The organism is Streptomyces sp. NPDC028331 (assembly GCF_055565775.1).
In genome coordinates this window covers 1-16925 of sequence record NZ_JBVHTR010000047.1, presented here as the reverse complement: position 1 = coordinate 16925, position 16925 = coordinate 1, and the positions used below count along the sequence as shown (strand labels likewise).

At 69.6% G+C, this 16925-nt stretch carries 15 protein-coding genes and 2 pseudogenes; 11 read left to right on the top strand and 6 right to left on the bottom strand.

The features are described 5' to 3' along the window. Positions 1 to 199 precede the first annotated feature (199 nt). Positions 200 to 1171 (top strand): condensation protein, encoded by a 972-nt coding sequence (locus ACZ4SW_RS36785; protein WP_468253441.1) that lies wholly within the window; start codon positions 200 to 202, stop codon positions 1169 to 1171. Positions 1172 to 1293: 122 nt separating this feature from the next. Here the strand turns inward: ACZ4SW_RS36785 and ACZ4SW_RS36780 are convergent, their stop codons facing one another. Beyond that, positions 1294 to 2088 (bottom strand): AraC family transcriptional regulator, encoded by a 795-nt coding sequence (locus ACZ4SW_RS36780; protein WP_468253440.1) that lies wholly within the window; start codon positions 2086 to 2088, stop codon positions 1294 to 1296. A 73-nt stretch (positions 2089 to 2161) separates the two neighbouring features. On the opposite strand from ACZ4SW_RS36780, the gene ACZ4SW_RS36775 reads away from it, so the two are divergent. Continuing rightward, positions 2162 to 2980, top strand: a complete 819-nt coding sequence (locus ACZ4SW_RS36775; RefSeq protein WP_468253439.1) for a phytanoyl-CoA dioxygenase family protein — start codon at positions 2162 to 2164, stop codon at positions 2978 to 2980. Next, positions 2977 to 3252, top strand: a complete 276-nt coding sequence (locus ACZ4SW_RS36770) for a hypothetical protein (protein ID WP_468253438.1) — start codon at positions 2977 to 2979, stop codon at positions 3250 to 3252. Before ACZ4SW_RS36775 ends, ACZ4SW_RS36770 begins: the two co-directional genes overlap by 4 nt. A gap of 91 nt (positions 3253 to 3343) precedes the next feature. Here ACZ4SW_RS36770 and ACZ4SW_RS36765 read toward each other — a convergent pair whose 3' ends face one another. Both ACZ4SW_RS36765 and ACZ4SW_RS36760 read right to left on the bottom strand, forming a co-directional pair. Beyond that, positions 3344 to 5827 carry an ATP-binding SpoIIE family protein phosphatase gene (locus tag ACZ4SW_RS36765; RefSeq protein WP_468253437.1) on the bottom strand — a complete coding sequence of 828 codons (2484 nt, stop codon included), beginning with the start codon at positions 5825 to 5827 and terminating at the stop codon, positions 3344 to 3346. Between the two features lie 86 nt (positions 5828 to 5913). After that, on the bottom strand, positions 5914 to 8391 hold the full coding sequence (locus ACZ4SW_RS36760; protein WP_468253436.1) for a SpoIIE family protein phosphatase: 2478 nt from the start codon (positions 8389 to 8391) through the stop codon (positions 5914 to 5916). A gap of 303 nt (positions 8392 to 8694) precedes the next feature. Between ACZ4SW_RS36760 and ACZ4SW_RS36755 the strand changes: the two genes are divergently transcribed. Beyond that, positions 8695 to 9342 carry a TetR/AcrR family transcriptional regulator gene (locus ACZ4SW_RS36755; RefSeq protein WP_468253435.1) on the top strand — a complete coding sequence of 216 codons (648 nt, stop codon included), beginning with the start codon at positions 8695 to 8697 and terminating at the stop codon, positions 9340 to 9342. A 143-nt stretch (positions 9343 to 9485) separates the two neighbouring features. Here ACZ4SW_RS36755 and ACZ4SW_RS36750 read toward each other — a convergent pair. Beyond that, a pseudogene (locus ACZ4SW_RS36750) lies at positions 9486 to 10142 on the bottom strand (cytochrome P450); the annotation flags it as partial. Here ACZ4SW_RS36750 and ACZ4SW_RS36745 point away from each other — a divergent pair. From ACZ4SW_RS36745 to ACZ4SW_RS36735, 3 genes are all read left to right on the top strand, one after another. Next, positions 10039 to 10449, top strand: coding sequence for an aldehyde dehydrogenase family protein (locus ACZ4SW_RS36745; protein WP_468253434.1), 411 nt, complete (start codon positions 10039 to 10041; stop codon positions 10447 to 10449). The pseudogene ACZ4SW_RS36750 and the gene ACZ4SW_RS36745 sit on opposite strands and share 104 nt — an antisense overlap. 144 nt (positions 10450 to 10593) lie before the next feature. Further along, positions 10594 to 11409: an SDR family NAD(P)-dependent oxidoreductase gene (locus ACZ4SW_RS36740; protein ID WP_468253433.1), complete on the top strand. Its 816-nt coding sequence runs from the start codon at positions 10594 to 10596 to the stop codon at positions 11407 to 11409. Between the two features lie 296 nt (positions 11410 to 11705). Beyond that, on the top strand, positions 11706 to 12755 hold the full coding sequence (locus ACZ4SW_RS36735) for an alpha/beta fold hydrolase (protein WP_468253432.1): 1050 nt from the start codon (positions 11706 to 11708) through the stop codon (positions 12753 to 12755). Positions 12756 to 12798: 43 nt separating this feature from the next. Here the strand turns inward: ACZ4SW_RS36735 and ACZ4SW_RS36730 are convergent, their stop codons facing one another. Beyond that, on the bottom strand, positions 12799 to 13761 hold the full coding sequence (locus ACZ4SW_RS36730; protein ID WP_468253443.1) for an SDR family NAD(P)-dependent oxidoreductase: 963 nt from the start codon (positions 13759 to 13761) through the stop codon (positions 12799 to 12801). 159 nt (positions 13762 to 13920) lie between these two features. Here ACZ4SW_RS36730 and ACZ4SW_RS36725 point away from each other — a divergent pair, with 159 nt between their 5' ends. From ACZ4SW_RS36725 to ACZ4SW_RS36715, 3 genes and pseudogenes are all read left to right on the top strand, one after another. Next, complete coding sequence (locus ACZ4SW_RS36725) at positions 13921 to 14505, top strand: TetR/AcrR family transcriptional regulator (protein ID WP_468253431.1); 585 nt, start codon at positions 13921 to 13923, stop codon at positions 14503 to 14505. A gap of 90 nt (positions 14506 to 14595) precedes the next feature. Beyond that, positions 14596 to 14907, top strand: a pseudogene (locus ACZ4SW_RS36720) (malic enzyme-like NAD(P)-binding protein); the annotation flags it as partial. Then, positions 14859 to 15083 carry a hypothetical protein gene (locus ACZ4SW_RS36715; RefSeq protein ID WP_468253442.1) on the top strand — a complete coding sequence of 75 codons (225 nt, stop codon included), beginning with the start codon at positions 14859 to 14861 and terminating at the stop codon, positions 15081 to 15083. The pseudogene ACZ4SW_RS36720 and the gene ACZ4SW_RS36715, both read left to right, overlap by 49 nt. 231 nt (positions 15084 to 15314) lie before the next feature. Here ACZ4SW_RS36715 and ACZ4SW_RS36710 read toward each other — a convergent pair whose 3' ends face one another. Continuing rightward, positions 15315 to 16148 (bottom strand): trypsin-like serine peptidase, encoded by an 834-nt coding sequence (locus ACZ4SW_RS36710; protein WP_468253430.1) that lies wholly within the window; start codon positions 16146 to 16148, stop codon positions 15315 to 15317. A 416-nt stretch (positions 16149 to 16564) separates the two neighbouring features. On the opposite strand from ACZ4SW_RS36710, the gene ACZ4SW_RS36705 reads away from it, so the two are divergent. Next, positions 16565 to 16834 (top strand): hypothetical protein, encoded by a 270-nt coding sequence (locus ACZ4SW_RS36705; RefSeq protein WP_468253429.1) that lies wholly within the window; start codon positions 16565 to 16567, stop codon positions 16832 to 16834. Positions 16835 to 16925: the final 91 nt, after the last annotated feature.

The window sequence follows — 16925 nt, the reverse complement described above, 5'->3', positions numbered from 1 at the left end:
CACGATCCACGGCCGCGACTGACGCTTCCCCACGACCACACCAACGAGTGGACAAGCCGACAGTCACGTGATCAACGACTTCTGTTAGGGCCAGTTAGACGGCCCGGCGGCCAACGACGAGCTGAGCGCCCTCACCCTCCGACTGGCAGAGCCCGGATTCGCCCCGGACGACCTGCCGTTGCGGGCCGCCGTCGTCACCGTGGACGGCAGACCCACCCACATCGCGCTGTCATTGCACCACTTCTCGGCGGACACCACGGCCGCCCGGCTCGTGGCCGAACACATAGCCCGACTGGCCGCCGATCCGGGCGCCGACCTGGGCACGGGTTGGCAGCCGCGGCAGATCGCAAGCTTCGAAGCCAGTCCCTCGGGGCTGCGGCACGCCCATCGTGTCGACACCCATGACCGGGCCATGCTCCGCCAGTCCGTCATGCCCGAACTCCGGGTGCCCGCGAGCCACAGGGACGCCGTCTACAACTTCGTATGTCTCGACTCGGCGGCCGTCGCCCTCGCGGCAGCGGGTCTGGCGAAGCAGTACCGGACATCCGCGGCCGCCGTCCTGCACGCCGCATACGCGTGCGCGCTCGCCGAGCACCTCGGCATCGGCAACTGCGTGTTCAACACCGTGATGGCCAACCGGCAGACCACCTTCGCCCGCGAGGCGGTGGCCCATATCGCCGGCAGGGCCCTCGTCCCGGTCGACACGTCCCTGGGCGGCGACCGGTTCCCGGCGCTGTGCCGGGCCGTCGACGCGGCACTCGCCAGATCCTCCTCCGTCAGCCTGCGAGAGCCCGACCGCTACGCCAGATCCCTGGACGAGGTCTCCGCCGAACTGGGACGTTCCGCAGACAACCCGTACGTGGTCAACATCCGCCCCATAGCGCCCCGCACGCTGATCCGGGCTCGCGCGGACAGGGCACGGCAGGACTTGGAGCGAGCCATGGCATCCAGCCGGTACGGACGATTCCCCAAACGCGTCGACCCGTACTCCGGAAAGCTCTGCTTCGTTGTGTGGGACATGTCCGATACGGCCGGAGTCAGTCTCGGGACGGATGCGACGTCGTTCGACGCGACGGATCTGGAACACATACTGATGTCCTTCGAGAGACGGCTGGTCAGGGCCGCGATCGGCGGTCACGCCGCACGGAGCGGCTCCTTCGCCGGCGCGTAGAGACGCGGCCGGGCGCGGACGGTCGACGTCGAGATCCGGCTCGGCCTGGTGGAACCAGGTGCCGGAGCCGAGGACGTCTACGGGCCGAACCTCGGTGCCTCGGGAACCGCCTGCCGGCACCCTTACCGTCCTGGGCCGTCCAGCCCCGCGGGGGCAGCCGCACGTACGTCACGCGGGCTCGCGCCGAGTTCACGGCGGCAGGCCTTGTTGAAGGCCTGGAGATCGGCGATGCCCACGGACGCGGCGATGGCGGTGATGGACAGGGTGGAGGACAACAGGAGGTGGCGGGCGCGTTGAAGGCGGCGATGCCGGATGTACGAAACGACTGTGAGGCCGGTTTCGGCGCGGAACACGCGCGTCAGGTGCGTGTGGGAGATTCCGACGGCGCGAGCGACGTCCGGTACGGACAACGGGCCGGCCAGGTGTTCCTCGACGTAGGCCTGGGCGGCTGCCACGAACGGGTGGCGGCGCCCGGCTCCATCGCCCCTCGGCAGCTCGGCGATGCGCCACAGAGCGGTCCAGACCTCGGCCGAGGCTCGTGGGGGAGAAGTCGGCATGGCCGTCACGGCGTGTCGCAGTAGCTCGGCCAGGCGTGTGCTCTCGGCCGCGGCGTCCTGCATCACCGGCACCACCCGCGCGGTTCCGCCGTCGTGCAGCCGCAGATGGACGTAGAAATGCTCCGACCGGCCCCGGTAGTGAAAGTGCACCTCCGTGTTCGGCGGCACCAGGCTGACGTGGCCGGGGCGTATGGGGTGGACCGACTGCCCGAGGGACAGCGCACCCTCGTAGTTGTAGAGGTGGAGCTGCCACAGGTCGGGCAGCCGGAAGACGTCGTGGGCGGTGGAGACGCCGTGCACCCCGATGCCGGCATCGACCACGGTGGGTGCCTCGTCGAGCCGCAGTGTTACGTGTTTCACGAGGATGGAAAACTACCAGCACTGGACGATTTCAGGCCACGACCGATCCCGACAGGGCACGTACGTTCGTCGCATGTCAACCAGCAAACGACTCCTGACATCGGTTCAGGTGGCGCGCTTCGTCGCGCAGGGATTTCTGCGTCTGGACGGGGTGGTGCCGCAGGAGATCAACGAACGGGCCATCGCGGCCTTGGCCGAGGGCCTGCCGGAAGTGTCCTACGGCACTCCGCTGGGCAGGGCGTTCGCGCAGGACACCTTCGTCCACGAGCTGCTCACCCTGCCCGTCGTCGCAGGCGCTGTCGAGAGCCTGGTCGGCCCGGAGCCGACCGTCGACCACCATGCGGTTCATGTGCGCGAGCCGCACGAGGGACAGGCGCAGCCGCTCCACGGAGACGCGATCATCGATGTGCGGCCGGATGCGTTCGACATCCAGCTCATGTACTACCCGCACGAGGTGACCGCCGAGATGGGCGGCACCCTCAGTGTGCCCGGAAGCCATCTGCGCAGGATCAACGAGACGGACGTCGGCCGCGTCCAGAACCTCAGGGGGCAGACCCGTCTGACCTGCCCGGCAGGCACGGTCGTTCTCGTGCACCACGGCATCTGGCACAGCGGCCGCCGCAACGACACCGCGGACCGTCGCTACATGTACAAACTCCGCCTCAACCCGACCGTGCCGCAGGTGCGTCTGTGGGACGTCTCCGACCTGCACGACCCTGCGGTGGCCGCGGAACTCGATACGTACTTCCCCTGGTACGAGCAGGCCACGGGCCGACTGGAGATCTACAACCGGGTCCTGCTGTGGCGGGCCCTGACCGGTGACGACTCGTTCGACGTCGACTACTGGGTCACGCGCGTCAGCAACCGGCCGACGTTGAGGAGGCATGCATGAGGCAGCAGGTTCTGGTCCTCTATCTCGCGACGTCGGCGCTGGACTCCGACGTCGTGGGCTGGTCCCGCTACGACGGGACCGCCCGGACCCGCCCGACGACCGGCGACAGCGACGAGCCGCCCTATCCCACAGGGCTTGCCGCGCTGCAGGACGGGTGGCGCCTGTTCCAGGCCTCCCAACTGCTGCCGCCTCAGTCCGGTCACGAGTACGACGTCTCCTTCCTCAAACACGAGTTCTTCTTCGAGAAGGTGGAGGACGGCTCCCGCCGTTGACCCGTATCGTCAGTGGTCGACTCGCCCCACGGACACTCTCTTCGCGAGGCCTGGTCAAAGCTCTGACCAGGCCTTTTGCGTGTGGGTCGGATTAAGTGGTCGAAACGGACGCCCTGCCTCTCGGCGGCGCACCACGCTGGCCTGGAGTCTCTTCGGCGATGAGCTGTTCGGACCAGATCGTCTTGCGGTTCTGGCCATGGCGGCAGCCCCATCGCTCGCCGAGTTGGGCGACGAGGAACAGGCCGCGTCCTCCCTCGTCGGTGGTATGGGAACGCCGCAGGCGGGGCTGGGTGCTGCTGGAGTCGGTGACCTCGCAGATCAGAACGTTGTGGCGGATCAGACGCAGGTCCGCCGGCGGACGACCGTAGCGGATGGCATTCGTCACCAGTTCGCTGACGATCAGTTCGGTGGTGAAGAGGAGGTCTTCCAGGCCCCAGGCGGTGAGTTGGCGGGCTGTCCATTCCCGCGCCTCGGAGACGGCGGCCGGATCGGCCGGGATGTCCCAGTGAGCGGTGTCCTGTGCCGGTACCGCGCGGGTGCGGGCCAACAGCAGGGTTGCCTCGTCGCGCCGCGACCGGCTCCGCAGCTTGGCGACGAGATCCCGGCCGGTTTCGTCCAGAGCGCGGTCCGGACGGCAGGAGGCGGCGAGGGCCTCCGCCAGGCACTCGAGCCCTTGGTCGATGTCGCGGTCGCTCTGGTGGATCAGGCCGTCGGTGCAGAGCGCGAGGACGCTGCCCGGCTCGATCTCGATCGTGGTGGTCTCGTACGGCATGCCGCCGACGGCGAGTGGCGGCCCGGGGCGGATTCCGACGGCCTCGGCGGTCCCGTCGGGCCGGACCAGGACCGGCGGCGGGTGCCCGGCACTGGCCATGGTGCAGCGTCGGGTGACCGGGTCGTAGACCGCGTACAGGCACGTGGCGCCGACGACGTCGTGGTGGTCGGGCGGGGCCTCGGCCACGAGGCGCTGGACCAGGTCCGCGATCCGGGTGAGCAGCTCGTCCGGTTCGAGTTCGAGGTCGGCGAGGGTCTGTACGGCGGTGCGCAGCCGGCCCATGGTGGCGGTTGCGGGTATGCCGTGGCCGATCACGTCCCCGGCGACGAGGGCAAGCCGGAGAGAAGGCATTGCAATGGCGTCGTACCAGTCGCCACGGATTTCCGCTCCGCCGCCTGTGGGCAGATGGATACCGGCGGTCTCGGCGGCCGGAGTGTCGGTCGTGGCCGGAGGAAGAAGGCGCTGCCGCAGTGCCACGGCCGCCCGGTGCTCGCGCGTGTAACGGCGGGCGTTGTCGATGGCGAGCGCCGCCCCCGAGGCGATCTGTGTCATGAGATCCGTCTCGTCCTCGGTGAACGGTTCGGACCGGCCGCAGCGCCAGATCGATATGCCGCCGAGCGTGAGACCACGGGCGTGCAACGGTGCCACCAGCACCGAATGGCCTCCCTGCGGGATGACGAATTCGACCAGCCGCGGATCGCCGAGCGCAGCACCGTAGTCGTCGGCGCCGATGGCGACGGTCTCGCCCTGCTGGAAGCTGCGCAGGAGCGGGTGGTCGGGGAAGGGCGGGAAGAGGTCGCCGCGCTCGACGCGGGCCGGCCATACCGTCGCGGTCGGCGCCAGGGCCGCGGTGCGTAGACCGAGATCTCCACCGCCGAGTTGCTTCGGTGGCTCCTCCCCGTCGAACACGGACTGTGCGAGGTCGACGGTGACGAGATCCCCGAAAGCGGGTACGAGTACGTCCGCGAGCGCTCGGGTGGTGCGCACGACATCCAGGGAACTTCCCACACGTTCGGTCACCTCACGGGTGAGGTCCAGATGACGGCGAGCCCGCACGTTGGGGCTGTCGACGTACAGGGCCGCGACCCCTGTCGGGCGTCCTCGCGCGTCCTCCAGACGGAAGGCGGACAGCGACAGGACCCGCCGCCGCTCCGGATCGTGCCGCCAGCTCACGTGCTGGCTCTTGCGGATCACCGGGGCGCCCGTCTCCAGCACCCGGCGCAGTACTGCCTCGAGGCTCTCGGCATCCTCGGCGCAGAGCACGTCGCACAGCCGCGTGCCGGGCTGTACTCGACGGCCGTCGGGAGTGTCCGGCGTGGCGTTCGTCTGCACCATGGTCAGATGCGCGTCATGCAGAGCGATCGTGACCCGGTTCTGTGAGGACAGTGCGCGCAGGAGCGCCGCTCCCTGTTCGCGGTCGACGACGTGGTGTGCAGGCGCCGCAATGACGAGGAACTCCGCGGGGCCTTCCATCGCAGAGATCCGGAAGGTGACATCGACGGTGTCGCCGGACCGGTTCCGCAGCCGCGCCTGGCCGGATGCCGGCATCTGAGTGGCACTGCGCAGTTCGTCGGGGAGTTCGGCCAACAGTTCCTGTACAGGGCGGCCGCATACCTCCTCGGCCGCAAACCCCGTCAGGTGCTTCGCGGTCCCGGTCCACCGCAGCACCGTGCCGCGGTGATCGAGCACGGCGGCTGCCACACCGTCGAACGCGTGTGACCTGCCGTCCGAGCCTGGACCGGACACCGGCCTCGGGCCTCGGACGTCCTGCGGCGAGTCGGTCTTGCTGTCGTTGGTGCTCATGTACGTACCTTCTTTGTCGCAGGCAGCACGACGGGAGATCGGCAACCTGGGGCGTCACCGAGTGGTCAGTGCTGCCGGTCGAAGCGTCACCGTGCGGCGGCTGTCGAGGGCAGGTCCTGTTCGGCCCAGACGACCTTGCCGTCCGATGCTGAGCGGGAGCCCCACCTGCGGGACAGGTGAGCGGTGAGGAAGAGGCCGCGGCCGTTCTCGTCGAGAGTGCTCGGATGCCGCGGGCGTGGATGGCTGGTGCTGGCGTCGGAGACCTCGCAGGTCAAAACCTGATGTCGGATGAGCCGTAGGCGGACCGGCCCGCCGCCGTAGCTGATGGCGTTGGTGACCAGTTCGCTGACGATCAGCTCCACGGTGGCCTCGAGATGCTCGATCCCCCATGTGCGGAGCTGACGGGCGGCAAGGCGCCGGGCGGTGCGCACGGCGGCCGGCTCGTTCGGCAGATCCCAGCACGCGACCCGGGCCGGCTGGAGTGCGCGGGTCCGAGCAAGGAGCAGAGTGACGTCGTCGGAGTGTGTCCGGGCCGGCAAGGTCTCGACCACTTCCGAGCACAGGTCCTCCAGGGGCCGGCCGCACTGTGCCAAGGCCGCGCCCAGGCGGCTCATGCCGACATCGAGGTCGTCGTCGCGGGACTCGACCAGGCCGTCGGTGTAGAAGGCGAGGACACTTCCCTCGGGCAGTTCGAGTTCCACGGACTCGAAGGCGAGGACCCCGAGGCCGAGGCCGAGGCCGAGCGGAGCTCCGGCGGGCAGGTCGGGGAAGGTGACACGGCCCTGCGGGTCGATGATCGCGGGCGGGGGGTGCCCGGCCCGTGCCATCGCGCACCGTCGGGTGACCGGGTCGTAGACGGCGTACAGACAGGTGGCGCCCACCATCGCCGGGACCTGGTCGAGGTCGTCGTCTTCCCCGTTCTCGTCGTTCAGCCGCCTGACCGTGTCGTCGAGGTGCGCCAGCAGCTCGTCGGGGGGCAGGTCCAGGTCCGCCAGCGTGCGCACGGCGGTGCGGAGCCTGCCCATGGTCGCCGCGGCGTTGATGCCGTGTCCGACCACATCGCCGACGACGAGGGCCACCCGGGCGCCCGACAGCTCGATCACATCGAACCAGTCGCCCCCCACGCCGTGATCCATGTCGGCGGGCACGTAGCGCGAGGCCACCTCGACTGCGGCCCCGCCCCGCACCCGGTGGGGGAGCAGGTCGCGCTGGAGCGTGAGGGCCGCGGCGCGTTCGCGCGCGTACTGCAGAGCGTTGTCCAGGCAGAGCGCGGCCCGGGTGACGAGCTCCTCGGCGAGCAGCAGGTCGTCCTCCTGGAACGGCGTCGGCTCCGCGGAGCGGCCGAAGACCGCCAGTCCCAGCACGCAGCGCCGCGCACGGATGGGTACGACCATCAACGAGTGGACCCCGCTGTCACGAACCTTCTGCGCCCGCGCCGGGTCGTGGTGGACCCACGGGCCGAGATCTGCGTCCAAATCCAGCAACGGCACCAGGTGAGAAGTGCCGGTGCGCAGTACGTCGGCGAAGGGCGAGGCCGGGTGGACGCGGATCACCTCCTCGCGCACCCACGGCAGTTCCAGGCTCCCCAGGTCGAGTGAGGCCACACCGGCGCGGCGCAGCGCAGGAGGGCGGCCGTTCGCCATGCCGATCGGTGCCGAGGGCTCCAGCGCGAACGGAACCGACTCCACCAGGTCGACGAGGGCGTGGTCGGCCAGCAGAGGCACGGTGAGCTCGGCCAGTTCCTGCCCGGTCTGCATGACGTCGAGGGTGCTGCCGATGCGCGTGCTGGCTTCGCTGAGGATGGCAAGGCGCTCGCGCGCCCGCTGGTTGCCGGTGACGTCCACGACCATGCAGCACACCCCCAGTGGCATACCGTCCGCGCCCAGGAGGCAGAAGAACGAGGCGGAGAAGGCATGCTCACGGCGCCCGTCCGTCGGCGGCCACGCCCGGAACTCGTGGACCATGGTGGTGCCGCTTTCGAGGACCTGCCGCATCACCACCTCCAGCGCTTCGGCCTCGAGAGCGGGCAGCCAGTCCTTCACCCGGAGCCCGAACTGTTCAAAAGGAATGCCGTCGTGGCGCTCCATGGCGACGTCGTTCGCCCATGTGCAGCGCAGCTGGAGGTCGTGAACGCTGATGCCGATCGGCGCGTGGGCGAGGAGGGACTCCCGCACCGGCCCGCCGGCCGCCCCCGAGGACAGCGCGCCGATGTCGGTCACGGAAACCAGCCACTGCATGCTTCTGTTCGGCCCCCATAGCAGCGAGACCCGCAAAGTCATGTCGATCGGGCGCCCGTCGCGGTGGCGGACCCGCACCGTGCCGGACCAGCCACCCTGGGCACGGCACTGTTCGGTGACCGCTGTGGCCCTCCGGGGGTCTTCCGTGGGCGGCAGCACGTGTGCGGCGGACCGGCCCACCACCTCCCCGGCCGAGTAACCGACAAGCTGCTGAGCGGCCCGAGTCCACCCGACAACCGTCCCCTCCGCGTCGAGCATGGCGATCGCCGCGTCCGGTATCTCGCTCGGGGTCGTCGGCTCGGCGAGTTGCGATCGATTGGTGGTCATCGGGGGGATCCCTTCCGGTGCACAGGTGCCGGGAAGTCTGGGGCGGGGAGTGGTCCACCGACAGGACGGTGCAATACGTCCAAATCGGAGCCAATGCCCGCCAGAGCGGCATCATGGATCGTGTTAGGTTATTTCTGATGAAAGCATCATCGATGACAGGCTCATCGTCAAGGACGCCACAGAACTGATCAGACGATCAATTATGTGAGACAGATCACTTATAAGGAGGGTTGCGGCTCGCTGTGGACGGCCGGGCTCGTCAGAGCAATGAGGAAATCATCAGAACTGCTTACCTACGGGTGCATGCCGATGTCAGTTCCACCCAGCAACCGATTCGAACGCCGCCGTAGCGGGACCCGGCAGGCCCTCGTCCGCGCCGCGCGGCAGATCCTGGCCGAGTCCGGCGACACCAGCGCCAGCATCCGTGTCATCGCGGAGCGCGCGGACGTGGGCTTCGGCTCCTTCTACAACCACTTCGACTCCAAGCCGGACCTGTTCGACGCAGCCGTGCACGATGCGATGGAGGAGTTCGCCCGAGCCATCGATGAACGCCTGCGCGGCGTCGACGATCCCGCCGAGCGTCTCGCCGGAGGAGTGCGGCTCAGCGCACGCCTGGCCGAGTCGCACCCGGAGATCATGCGAATCCTGTGCCACAGCGAACTCGGCCGCATATGGGCCGGCAGAGGACTGGCTCCCCGCGCCAGGCGCGACGTGGAGCAGGGCATCGGCGAAGGCCGCTTCGTCGTGGTCGATCCGGTCATCGCCCTCTCCGCGCTCAACGGCAGCCTGCTGGCGCTTCTGGAGCTGTGGTTCAGCAAGCCCGAGGCCGACATCGACCAGGCCGCAGGCGCCATGGCCGAGATGCTCCTGCACATGCTCGGCCTCTCCCCGGAAGAGGCCCGCGCCGTCGCCCGGGCCCCCTTTCCGCTGCCGCGTGAAGAGGGGGCGTGAGCGTCGCGTCCCGGCGGGCAAGGGACGACTGCGTACCGCCCGCGAGCAGTCCGAGGCTGCTCGCGGGCGGTGGTGGTCTCCTAGGTGGATGCGCGGGGCAGACCGTCATTCTTGGCTGCGGCCCCGGGTGCCGCCACGCCACCTCATAGTTCGACGGACAGGTGGCGGGGGCCGCGGAGCATGGCGTTCTGCCGGTAGGGGGGCGGATCCTCGACCAGGCGTGCCGTGCCGAGGCGGGGGATCAGCGCGCCGAGCGCGGCCTGGGCTTCGATGCGCGCGAGCGGTGCGCCGTAGCAGAGGTGGACACCGCTGCCGAAGCCGAGGTGCTCGTTGTCCGGTCGCGCCGGGTCGAACCGGTCGGGCTCCTGGAACCGCTTGGGGTCGCGATTGCCCGAGGCCAGCGCCAGGATGACGGAGGCCCCTTCGGGGAGGGCGGTGTCGGCGAGATCGACGTCGGCTCGGGGGATGCGCTCGCGCATGTGGACCGGGGGCTCGTAGCGCAGCAGTTCCTCGATCGCCCGAGGGAGCAGGTCGGGTTCTTTGTGCAGATGGTCCAGGTGCTCGCGGTGGCGCAGGAGGGTGAGTACGCCGTTGGTGATCAGGTTGACCGTGGTCTCGTGGCCGGCGATGAGCAGCAGCACGCCGGTCTCCGCGAGCTCCTCGTGGGTGAGCCGCAGGGCCGGCTCCGGCTCGTTGATGAAGGCGGAGAGCATGTCGTCGCCCGGGTTGCCACGGCGTTGCTCGGCGAGGTTCACCAGGTACTGCCCCATTTCGCCCCTCGCCTGCTCACCCGCCCGGTCCAAGGCGGACGCCGCACTCCTGGAGCTGCTGGGCGAGCAAGAGGGCGATTCCGGGCCGAGTGAGAGGAAGCAGCGAGACGCTTCACATCTGAAGACCACGTCGATGGCGCTGGGTGGCAAGTCCCCGGTCGTCGTCTTCGCCGACATCGATGCCGATGTCGAAGCCGCCCCGGCTTCCGTGGTGTTCGGCGTGTTCTCCCTCAACGGGGAGCGCTGCACGGCCGGTTCGCAACCGATGGCCGACAGCGGGGGAGGCGCAGGATGTTCTTCGCCACAGGTTCGAGTCCCCGGCGGTACCTCGGAATGAAATCATGCCCGTTGATGCGGAGTGACGGCAGGACAGTCGGGTACGTTCGCGTCGCGGTGATCAACTGGGTTCCGCGGCGCAGCCGGGCAGCTCTGCGCAGGACCACGCACCCTGATCGCCAGCGAGTGAGGAGCCGTAACGGCCATGCCGAATGAACGTGTTGTCATCGTCACGGGCGGTGGTTCCGGCATCGGTGCGGCGACCGCCCGGTTGCTGCGGGCCGAAGGCCACCATGTCGTCATCGGGGGGCGGCGGCCCGAGCCGCTACGGCAGTTGGCCGACGAGACCGGTGCTCTGGCGCACCCCGCCGACCTCGCGGACCCGACCGCGGTTCAGGACTTGGTGGAAACCACGGTCTCCCACTACGGCAGGCTCGACGGACTGGTCCTCAACGCGGGCATCGGACGCGGCGGCCTGGTGGGAGACCTCTCGGACGAGACCTGGAACGAGGTGATCCGCACCAACCTGACCGGCCCGTTCCTGATGCTGCGCGCCGCTCTGCCCCACCTGTTGAAGGCCCGTGGCTCGGTCGTCGCGGTCTCTTCCGTCTCCGCGCTACGCGTCGGGAAGGGCAACGCCGCGTACGCCACCTCCAAGGCCGCCCTCCTCCAGCTCTGCCGTTCGGTGGCCGTCGACTACGGGAGCCAGGGCCTGCGGGCCAACACCGTGTGCCCCACCTGGGTGCGTACTGAGATGGCCGACCGGCGCATGGTCCGGTTCGCGGAGGAGTCGGGACTGCGCGGCGGGATCGAGCAGGCGTACCAAGAGGCCACGAAACTGGTGCCCACCGGGCGTCCGGGCGACCCGTCCGAGGTCGCCGAGGCGATCAGATGGTTGCTGTCGCCCGCCGCGTCCTTCGTCAACGGTGCAGTGCTCACCGTGGACGGCGGGATCTCCACGCTCGACCCCGGAACGGTGCCGTTCGACTTTCGCCTGGAAAGCCGCGACGGCGATCATTGACGACGGGTGTCGTCATAGGGGGAGGCCCAGCTCTAGGGTCCGCGTACCACACCACCATGATCCACCATCTAGCGCTCTTCGAAGACGGACCCTAGGCGCGCGGGCGACAAGCCGGTCGATGACCCTGCCGGCCGCGTCCTTCGGCAGGCCATATTGCCGTCCCCCGTTCGGACGCAGCCGCAGGGCGCCTTGCCAGCGGCTTTGTGACATTCGTCTTGGGTGCCTGTCGAACCGGGAGGCGCCGGGGGCCCAGCTCTGGCTCTCCCCGACGAGCGGACACGACAGGACGGTCCCCCATGAACAGACGGACTTTCGGCAAGGTCCTCGGCGCGGGCACGACGAGCGCAGCGGTTGCCTCACTGGCTGGGATGCTCCGTCCCTCCTCGGCCTCGGCGGCCTCCCGAACGGGCGCGGAAGCAGCCGGGCTCGACAAGGCGCGGGGGACCCCGTCCTTCGCCGCACTGAAGCAGATCCGCGCCGGGGAGTTGAGCATCGGCTACGCCGAAGCAGGACCCGCCCACGGCCCCGCGGTGATCCTGCTGCACGGCTGGCCGTACGACATCCACAGCTACGTCGAGGTGGCACCGCTGCTGGCCACGCACGGCTACCGCGTCATCGTCCCCTACCTGCGCGGCTACGGAACGACCACCTTCCTGTCCCGCACGACGTCGCGCAACGCCGAGCAGGCGGCGTTCGCGCTGGACATCATCGCTCTGATGGACGCCCTGCGGATCGAGCGGGCCGTCCTCGGCGGCTTCGACTGGGGGTCCCGCACCGCCGACATCGTCGCCGTGCTGTGGCCGGAGCGCTGCAAGGCCCTGGTCTCCGTGAGCGGCTATCTCATAACCGACCGCAAGCAGCAGCACCTACCGCTGCCCCCGGCGGCCGAGTGGGCGTGGTGGTACCAGTACTACTTCTCCACCGAGCGGGGTGAGTCGGGCCTTGCGGAGTACCGGCGCGACTTCGCCAAGCTCATCTGGCGCAACGTCTCGCCGACCTGGCACTTCAGCGACGCCGTCTTCGACCGCACCGCCCAGGCGTTCGACAACCCGGACTACGTCCACATCGTCATCCACAATTACCGCTGGCGCCTCGGGCTCGCACCGGGCGACCCGCGCTACGAGGACCTCGAGGCGAGGCTTGCCGAAGGTCCACCCATTCACGTGCCCACCGTCACGCTCGACGGTGCGCTGGACCCCTTCACCCCGCCTGACAACGGCGCGTCCTACCGCGGCAAGTTCACCGGCCCGTACGTCCACCGCACGCTGAAGGGCATCGGGCACAACGTCCCGCAGGAGGCTCCCGAGGCGTTCACCCGCGCGGTCCTGGAAGCCGACCGCATGTGACACCGTACGACCAAGTCTCAAGCCGCTGACGGCCGTGGCGCCGTCAGGCGGTCGTTGCGGCGGCCACGAGCATGTCGAGGGAGGTCTGCCACAGGCGGGCCGCGTGGTGGGGGTCCACGGCGTGGGCGGCCACTCCCCGGCGCACACCGGGCCGGTGCGGGCCGGCCTCGTTGCAGTCCTCGAAGTACCGACCGGTCACGCCCTCGACCAACGGGGAGGCCGCGAGGAGCACCGAGGTCGCCGCACCCTGCTCGATGGTCTTCCAGGACACGTCGGTGCTGGTGGGGTCGAAGGAGGCCGGGCTGTTGGAGATGTCCCCGATGTGGCGGCCGAGCCGGGTGCTGGTGATGCGGCCCGGGTTGAGGGCGTTGACGGCGATCAGGTCGGACGCCCAGCGGCGGCCCGCCTCGACCGCGAACAGGACGTTGGCGGTCTTGGACTGGCTGTAGGCCGCCCACGGGTCGTAGGGGTGCTGCTCGAAGTTGACGTCGTCGAAGAGGACGTCGCCGTTGACGTGGCCGACCGAGCTGACGGCGACCACGCGCGCGCCGTGGGCTGCTGTCAGGGCGCCGTGCAGGCCGGTCGCGAGGGCGAAGTGGCCGAGGTGGTTGGTGGCGAACTGCATTTCCCAACCCTCCTTCGTCCGCTGGAGCGGCGACGCCATCACGCCGGCGTTGAGGACCAGAAAGTGCAGCGGCCCCCGCCATGCCGCCACGAAGGCGCGCACCGAGGTCTGGTCGGCGAGGTCGAGCATCGCGGCGCGCACCGTTCCCCGGCCACTCGCCGGGGCGATCTCCTCGGCGGCCTGTTCGCCCGCCGCCAGATCGCGGACGCCGATGGTCACCTCGGCGCCGGCGGCGGCCAGGACACGCGCGGTCTCGCGCCCGATGCCGGAGCCTGCTCCGGTGACGATGGCACGCCGACCACTGAGGTCGATACCGGCCAGCACCTCGGCGGCGGTCGTCTGTGCGCCGAACGGGGTCGTGATGAGGTCGTCGTTCACGATGCTCTTCCAGAAAGGCGGTGGAGTGGGGCGCTGAGTGCACGGCCGATGGCGCGGAGGCAGGGGGCCGTCGTACGCTCGTATCCGGAACTGGTTCCGGTTCGACTTCGAGAGTAAGCGGAACCGGTTCCGCTTGCAAGTGTGGCAGGAAGGGAGTCGGGAGTGACCGGCCGCGAGGGGGACGCAGCACGGCCCCGCAGGGCTCTGCGCGCCGACGCGCAACGCAACGAGGACCGGCTGCTGGAAGCAGCAGCGGTCGCCTTCGCCCGGGAGGGCGCGGGCGCCTCGGTCAAGGACATCGCCCGTGCGGCCGGCGTCGGTGTCGGCACGCTCTACCGCCGGTTCCCGTCCAAGGAACTGCTGATCGAGGCGGTCTACCGACAGGAAGTGCAGCGCCTGTGCGAGGCGGCACCGCACCTCGCGGCCGCACAGCCACCGGTGGACGCGCTGCGGACCTGGATGGAGCGCTTCATCGACTTCATGGCCGCCAAGCAGGGCATGGCCGACGCGCTGGCCGTGGTGTTGACCGACGACAGCGAGAAGCTGCACACCCGGGCCCTGCTCGCCGACGCCATCACCCACCTGCTCACCGCCCTCGAGGGCCGGTCAGCGGCGCGGCCAGGGGTCGATGCCCAGGACGTGCTGATGGCCCTCGGCGGGATCAGCCTCATGGCCGCCAGCGAGGAGCGGCGCGACCTGGCCACCAGACTCATCGACCTGCTTCTGCACGGCATCGTGACGAACTGATGAGCTCGTCCTCCCGGCCATGCGCCAGTGCTGCACCGTCATCCGTCACGGGCCGCTGCAACCTCCGTCGACGGCCTGCTCACCCGCGACATGGACGGCCTGCGTGACTTCCAGCGGCCCTACGCACGCGATCCGGACGAGGTCGCGGACTGGGCGAGGGACGACGGCGCGATCTCGCTGCTGGAAACGGTGCGCCGGGTCGAACCCACGATCCTGCTGGGCACTTCCACCGCGCACGGCGCCTTCACACGCGAGGTCGTCCAGTCGATGTCCGAGGGTACCGAGCGGCCGATCGTCTTCCCGATCTCCAATCCCACCTCCCGGATCGAGGCCATGCCCGCCGACGTCATCGCCTGGTCCGAGGGAAAGGCGCTGGTGGCGACCGGCATCCCCGTCCCACCCGTGGAATACGACGGCGTGACCTACGAGATCGGGCAGGCCGACAACGCGCTGCGATCGCCCACAAGGCCAACGACGAGGACACCACCCTGCGCGAGGCCGCGCTGGCCTCCGGCTACATCAGCGCCGAGGACTTCGACCGCATCGTCCAACCCGCCGCCATGGTCGGCCAGACGTAGGACGGCCCCGGCTCCCGAACGGTGCCGCCAGGCCTGCTCCACAGGACTACTGATGGGCCCGGACGGCAGCGGGTCCGGACCCCGCCGCACGGGAACGGGTGGTGCCCGAAGCCGGACTCGAACCGGTGCCCGCTCCAGGACCGTGGTCGGGGCCTCGGGGGCGCGAGCCCCTCCCCGGCGCGCTTCGCGGCTACGGCACTTTCCCGTGAGCGGTGCGCGGATGAGTTGGGCTCAGTCCTCGTCCTCTGCGCGCCGGTAGAGCTTGGCGATGTCGTCGTCGAAGTATGCGGCGTAGGAGACATCGTCCTGGTCGCCGCCGCCCTCGTGGCCGCCCAGGACGCCGATGACCGTGCCGGTGTGGCTCTTGGGGTTGTAGTCGGTGAGCCAGGGGCTGCCGCTGGTCCCGTCCTCGAGGTCGGTGCACTGGATGCGCAGCTGGGTGTCGCTGAACTTCGTGGTGCGGTTCTGGCATGAGATCGGGGAGTCACGGCTGCTGGGATAGCCGGTGATCTTGACCTTGTTGTCGAAGCCGCGGTTCATGCCGAGGGTGTTGCCGCCCAGGACGTCCTGGATGTTCTTGCCGCCCTTCCGGTCGAGGACGAGGAAGGCGACGTCCAGGTCCTCGTCCTGCGACTTGGCCCAGCGGTCGTCGACGACCACCTTGCTGACCTTCCACAGGCCGGTGGGTTCGTCGCCGTTGCGGTAGCCGGGGGCGAAGACCAGGTCGTTCAGCGGCTGTCCGGAGTCGGCGTCGAAGGCGCAGTGGGCCGCGGTGATCAGCATGTTCCGGCCCGGACTCTGCACCACGCTCGCCGTGCAGAAGTGGGCGCCCTGGTCGTCCTTCTCGAAGAGCGCGCCGATCCGGGCGTTCTCCTCGGTCCTGCGGGGGGTGTACGCGTTGCCGTCCTCGGCCGGGGCCGTGGCGGAGAAGTCCTGGTCCTGGCCCTGCGGGGACTGGCCGGGCTCGCCGGACTTGCCGAAACCGCTGCGCCCGCTGCTTCTGGCCGCATGGTCCCCTGCGGCGCCGCCCACCACTGCGGCCGCCCCGACGATGACCAGCGTCAAGGGCAGGATGGAATTCCTGACTAGCGAGCGCACAAGGTCATTATCGACGTGGACCGCGAAATCGGGGAGGTGCTTCACCGGGAGGCTCCCGTTGTGCCTGCCCCAGCGGCACAAGCCAAGCCCGCCGCAGCCGAGTCCGAAGCCGTCGTGACGCTCACCTCCCGGTTCCGCCGCCCCGGACATCACCGTGATCCTCGGCCGGACGAACACCACACCGACCGTACGGCCACCCACGCCCGGCCCCGCTCCCAGGGCCGGCAGCGCCCGCTCCGCCGCCGACGCCCCGTGCTCCGTCGTCTCCAACGGCCGCCCCCCGGCGTGCAGCGATCGCCGGCACAGGTGAAGCCCCAAGAAAATTGCATCACTTGCGCAATAATGAAACCGTTGTAGACCGGGCCGAGGGGGAGGACCGTGCCATGCGAGACAAGTCCACGGCGGAGCATCTGCTGGAAGAACTGGCCGCAGAATGTGCCTCGCCAGGCCCGGACGACCTGATCCGACACGTCTACCGGCCCGTGACCGTGTCCGACCCCGCCGGATGGCCGTGGCCGGGCATCATCACCGCCTGGTGGACCGACCACCGTGGCACCACCCTGTGCCGCCTGCGCCTGTCCGGAGGCCCGACGCCGCGCTGGGCGGTCTACGACCCCGACCGGATCACCCTGCTGGTCAAGGGCGGTTGCTAGGGCGTGTTGCGAAAGTCCCGTCGTCCGGCCGGAGGCCGGGCCTCGCGGCGTCAGGTGCGTGCTCTCGGCGTGCCGGGTGGAAGCCCTCGTA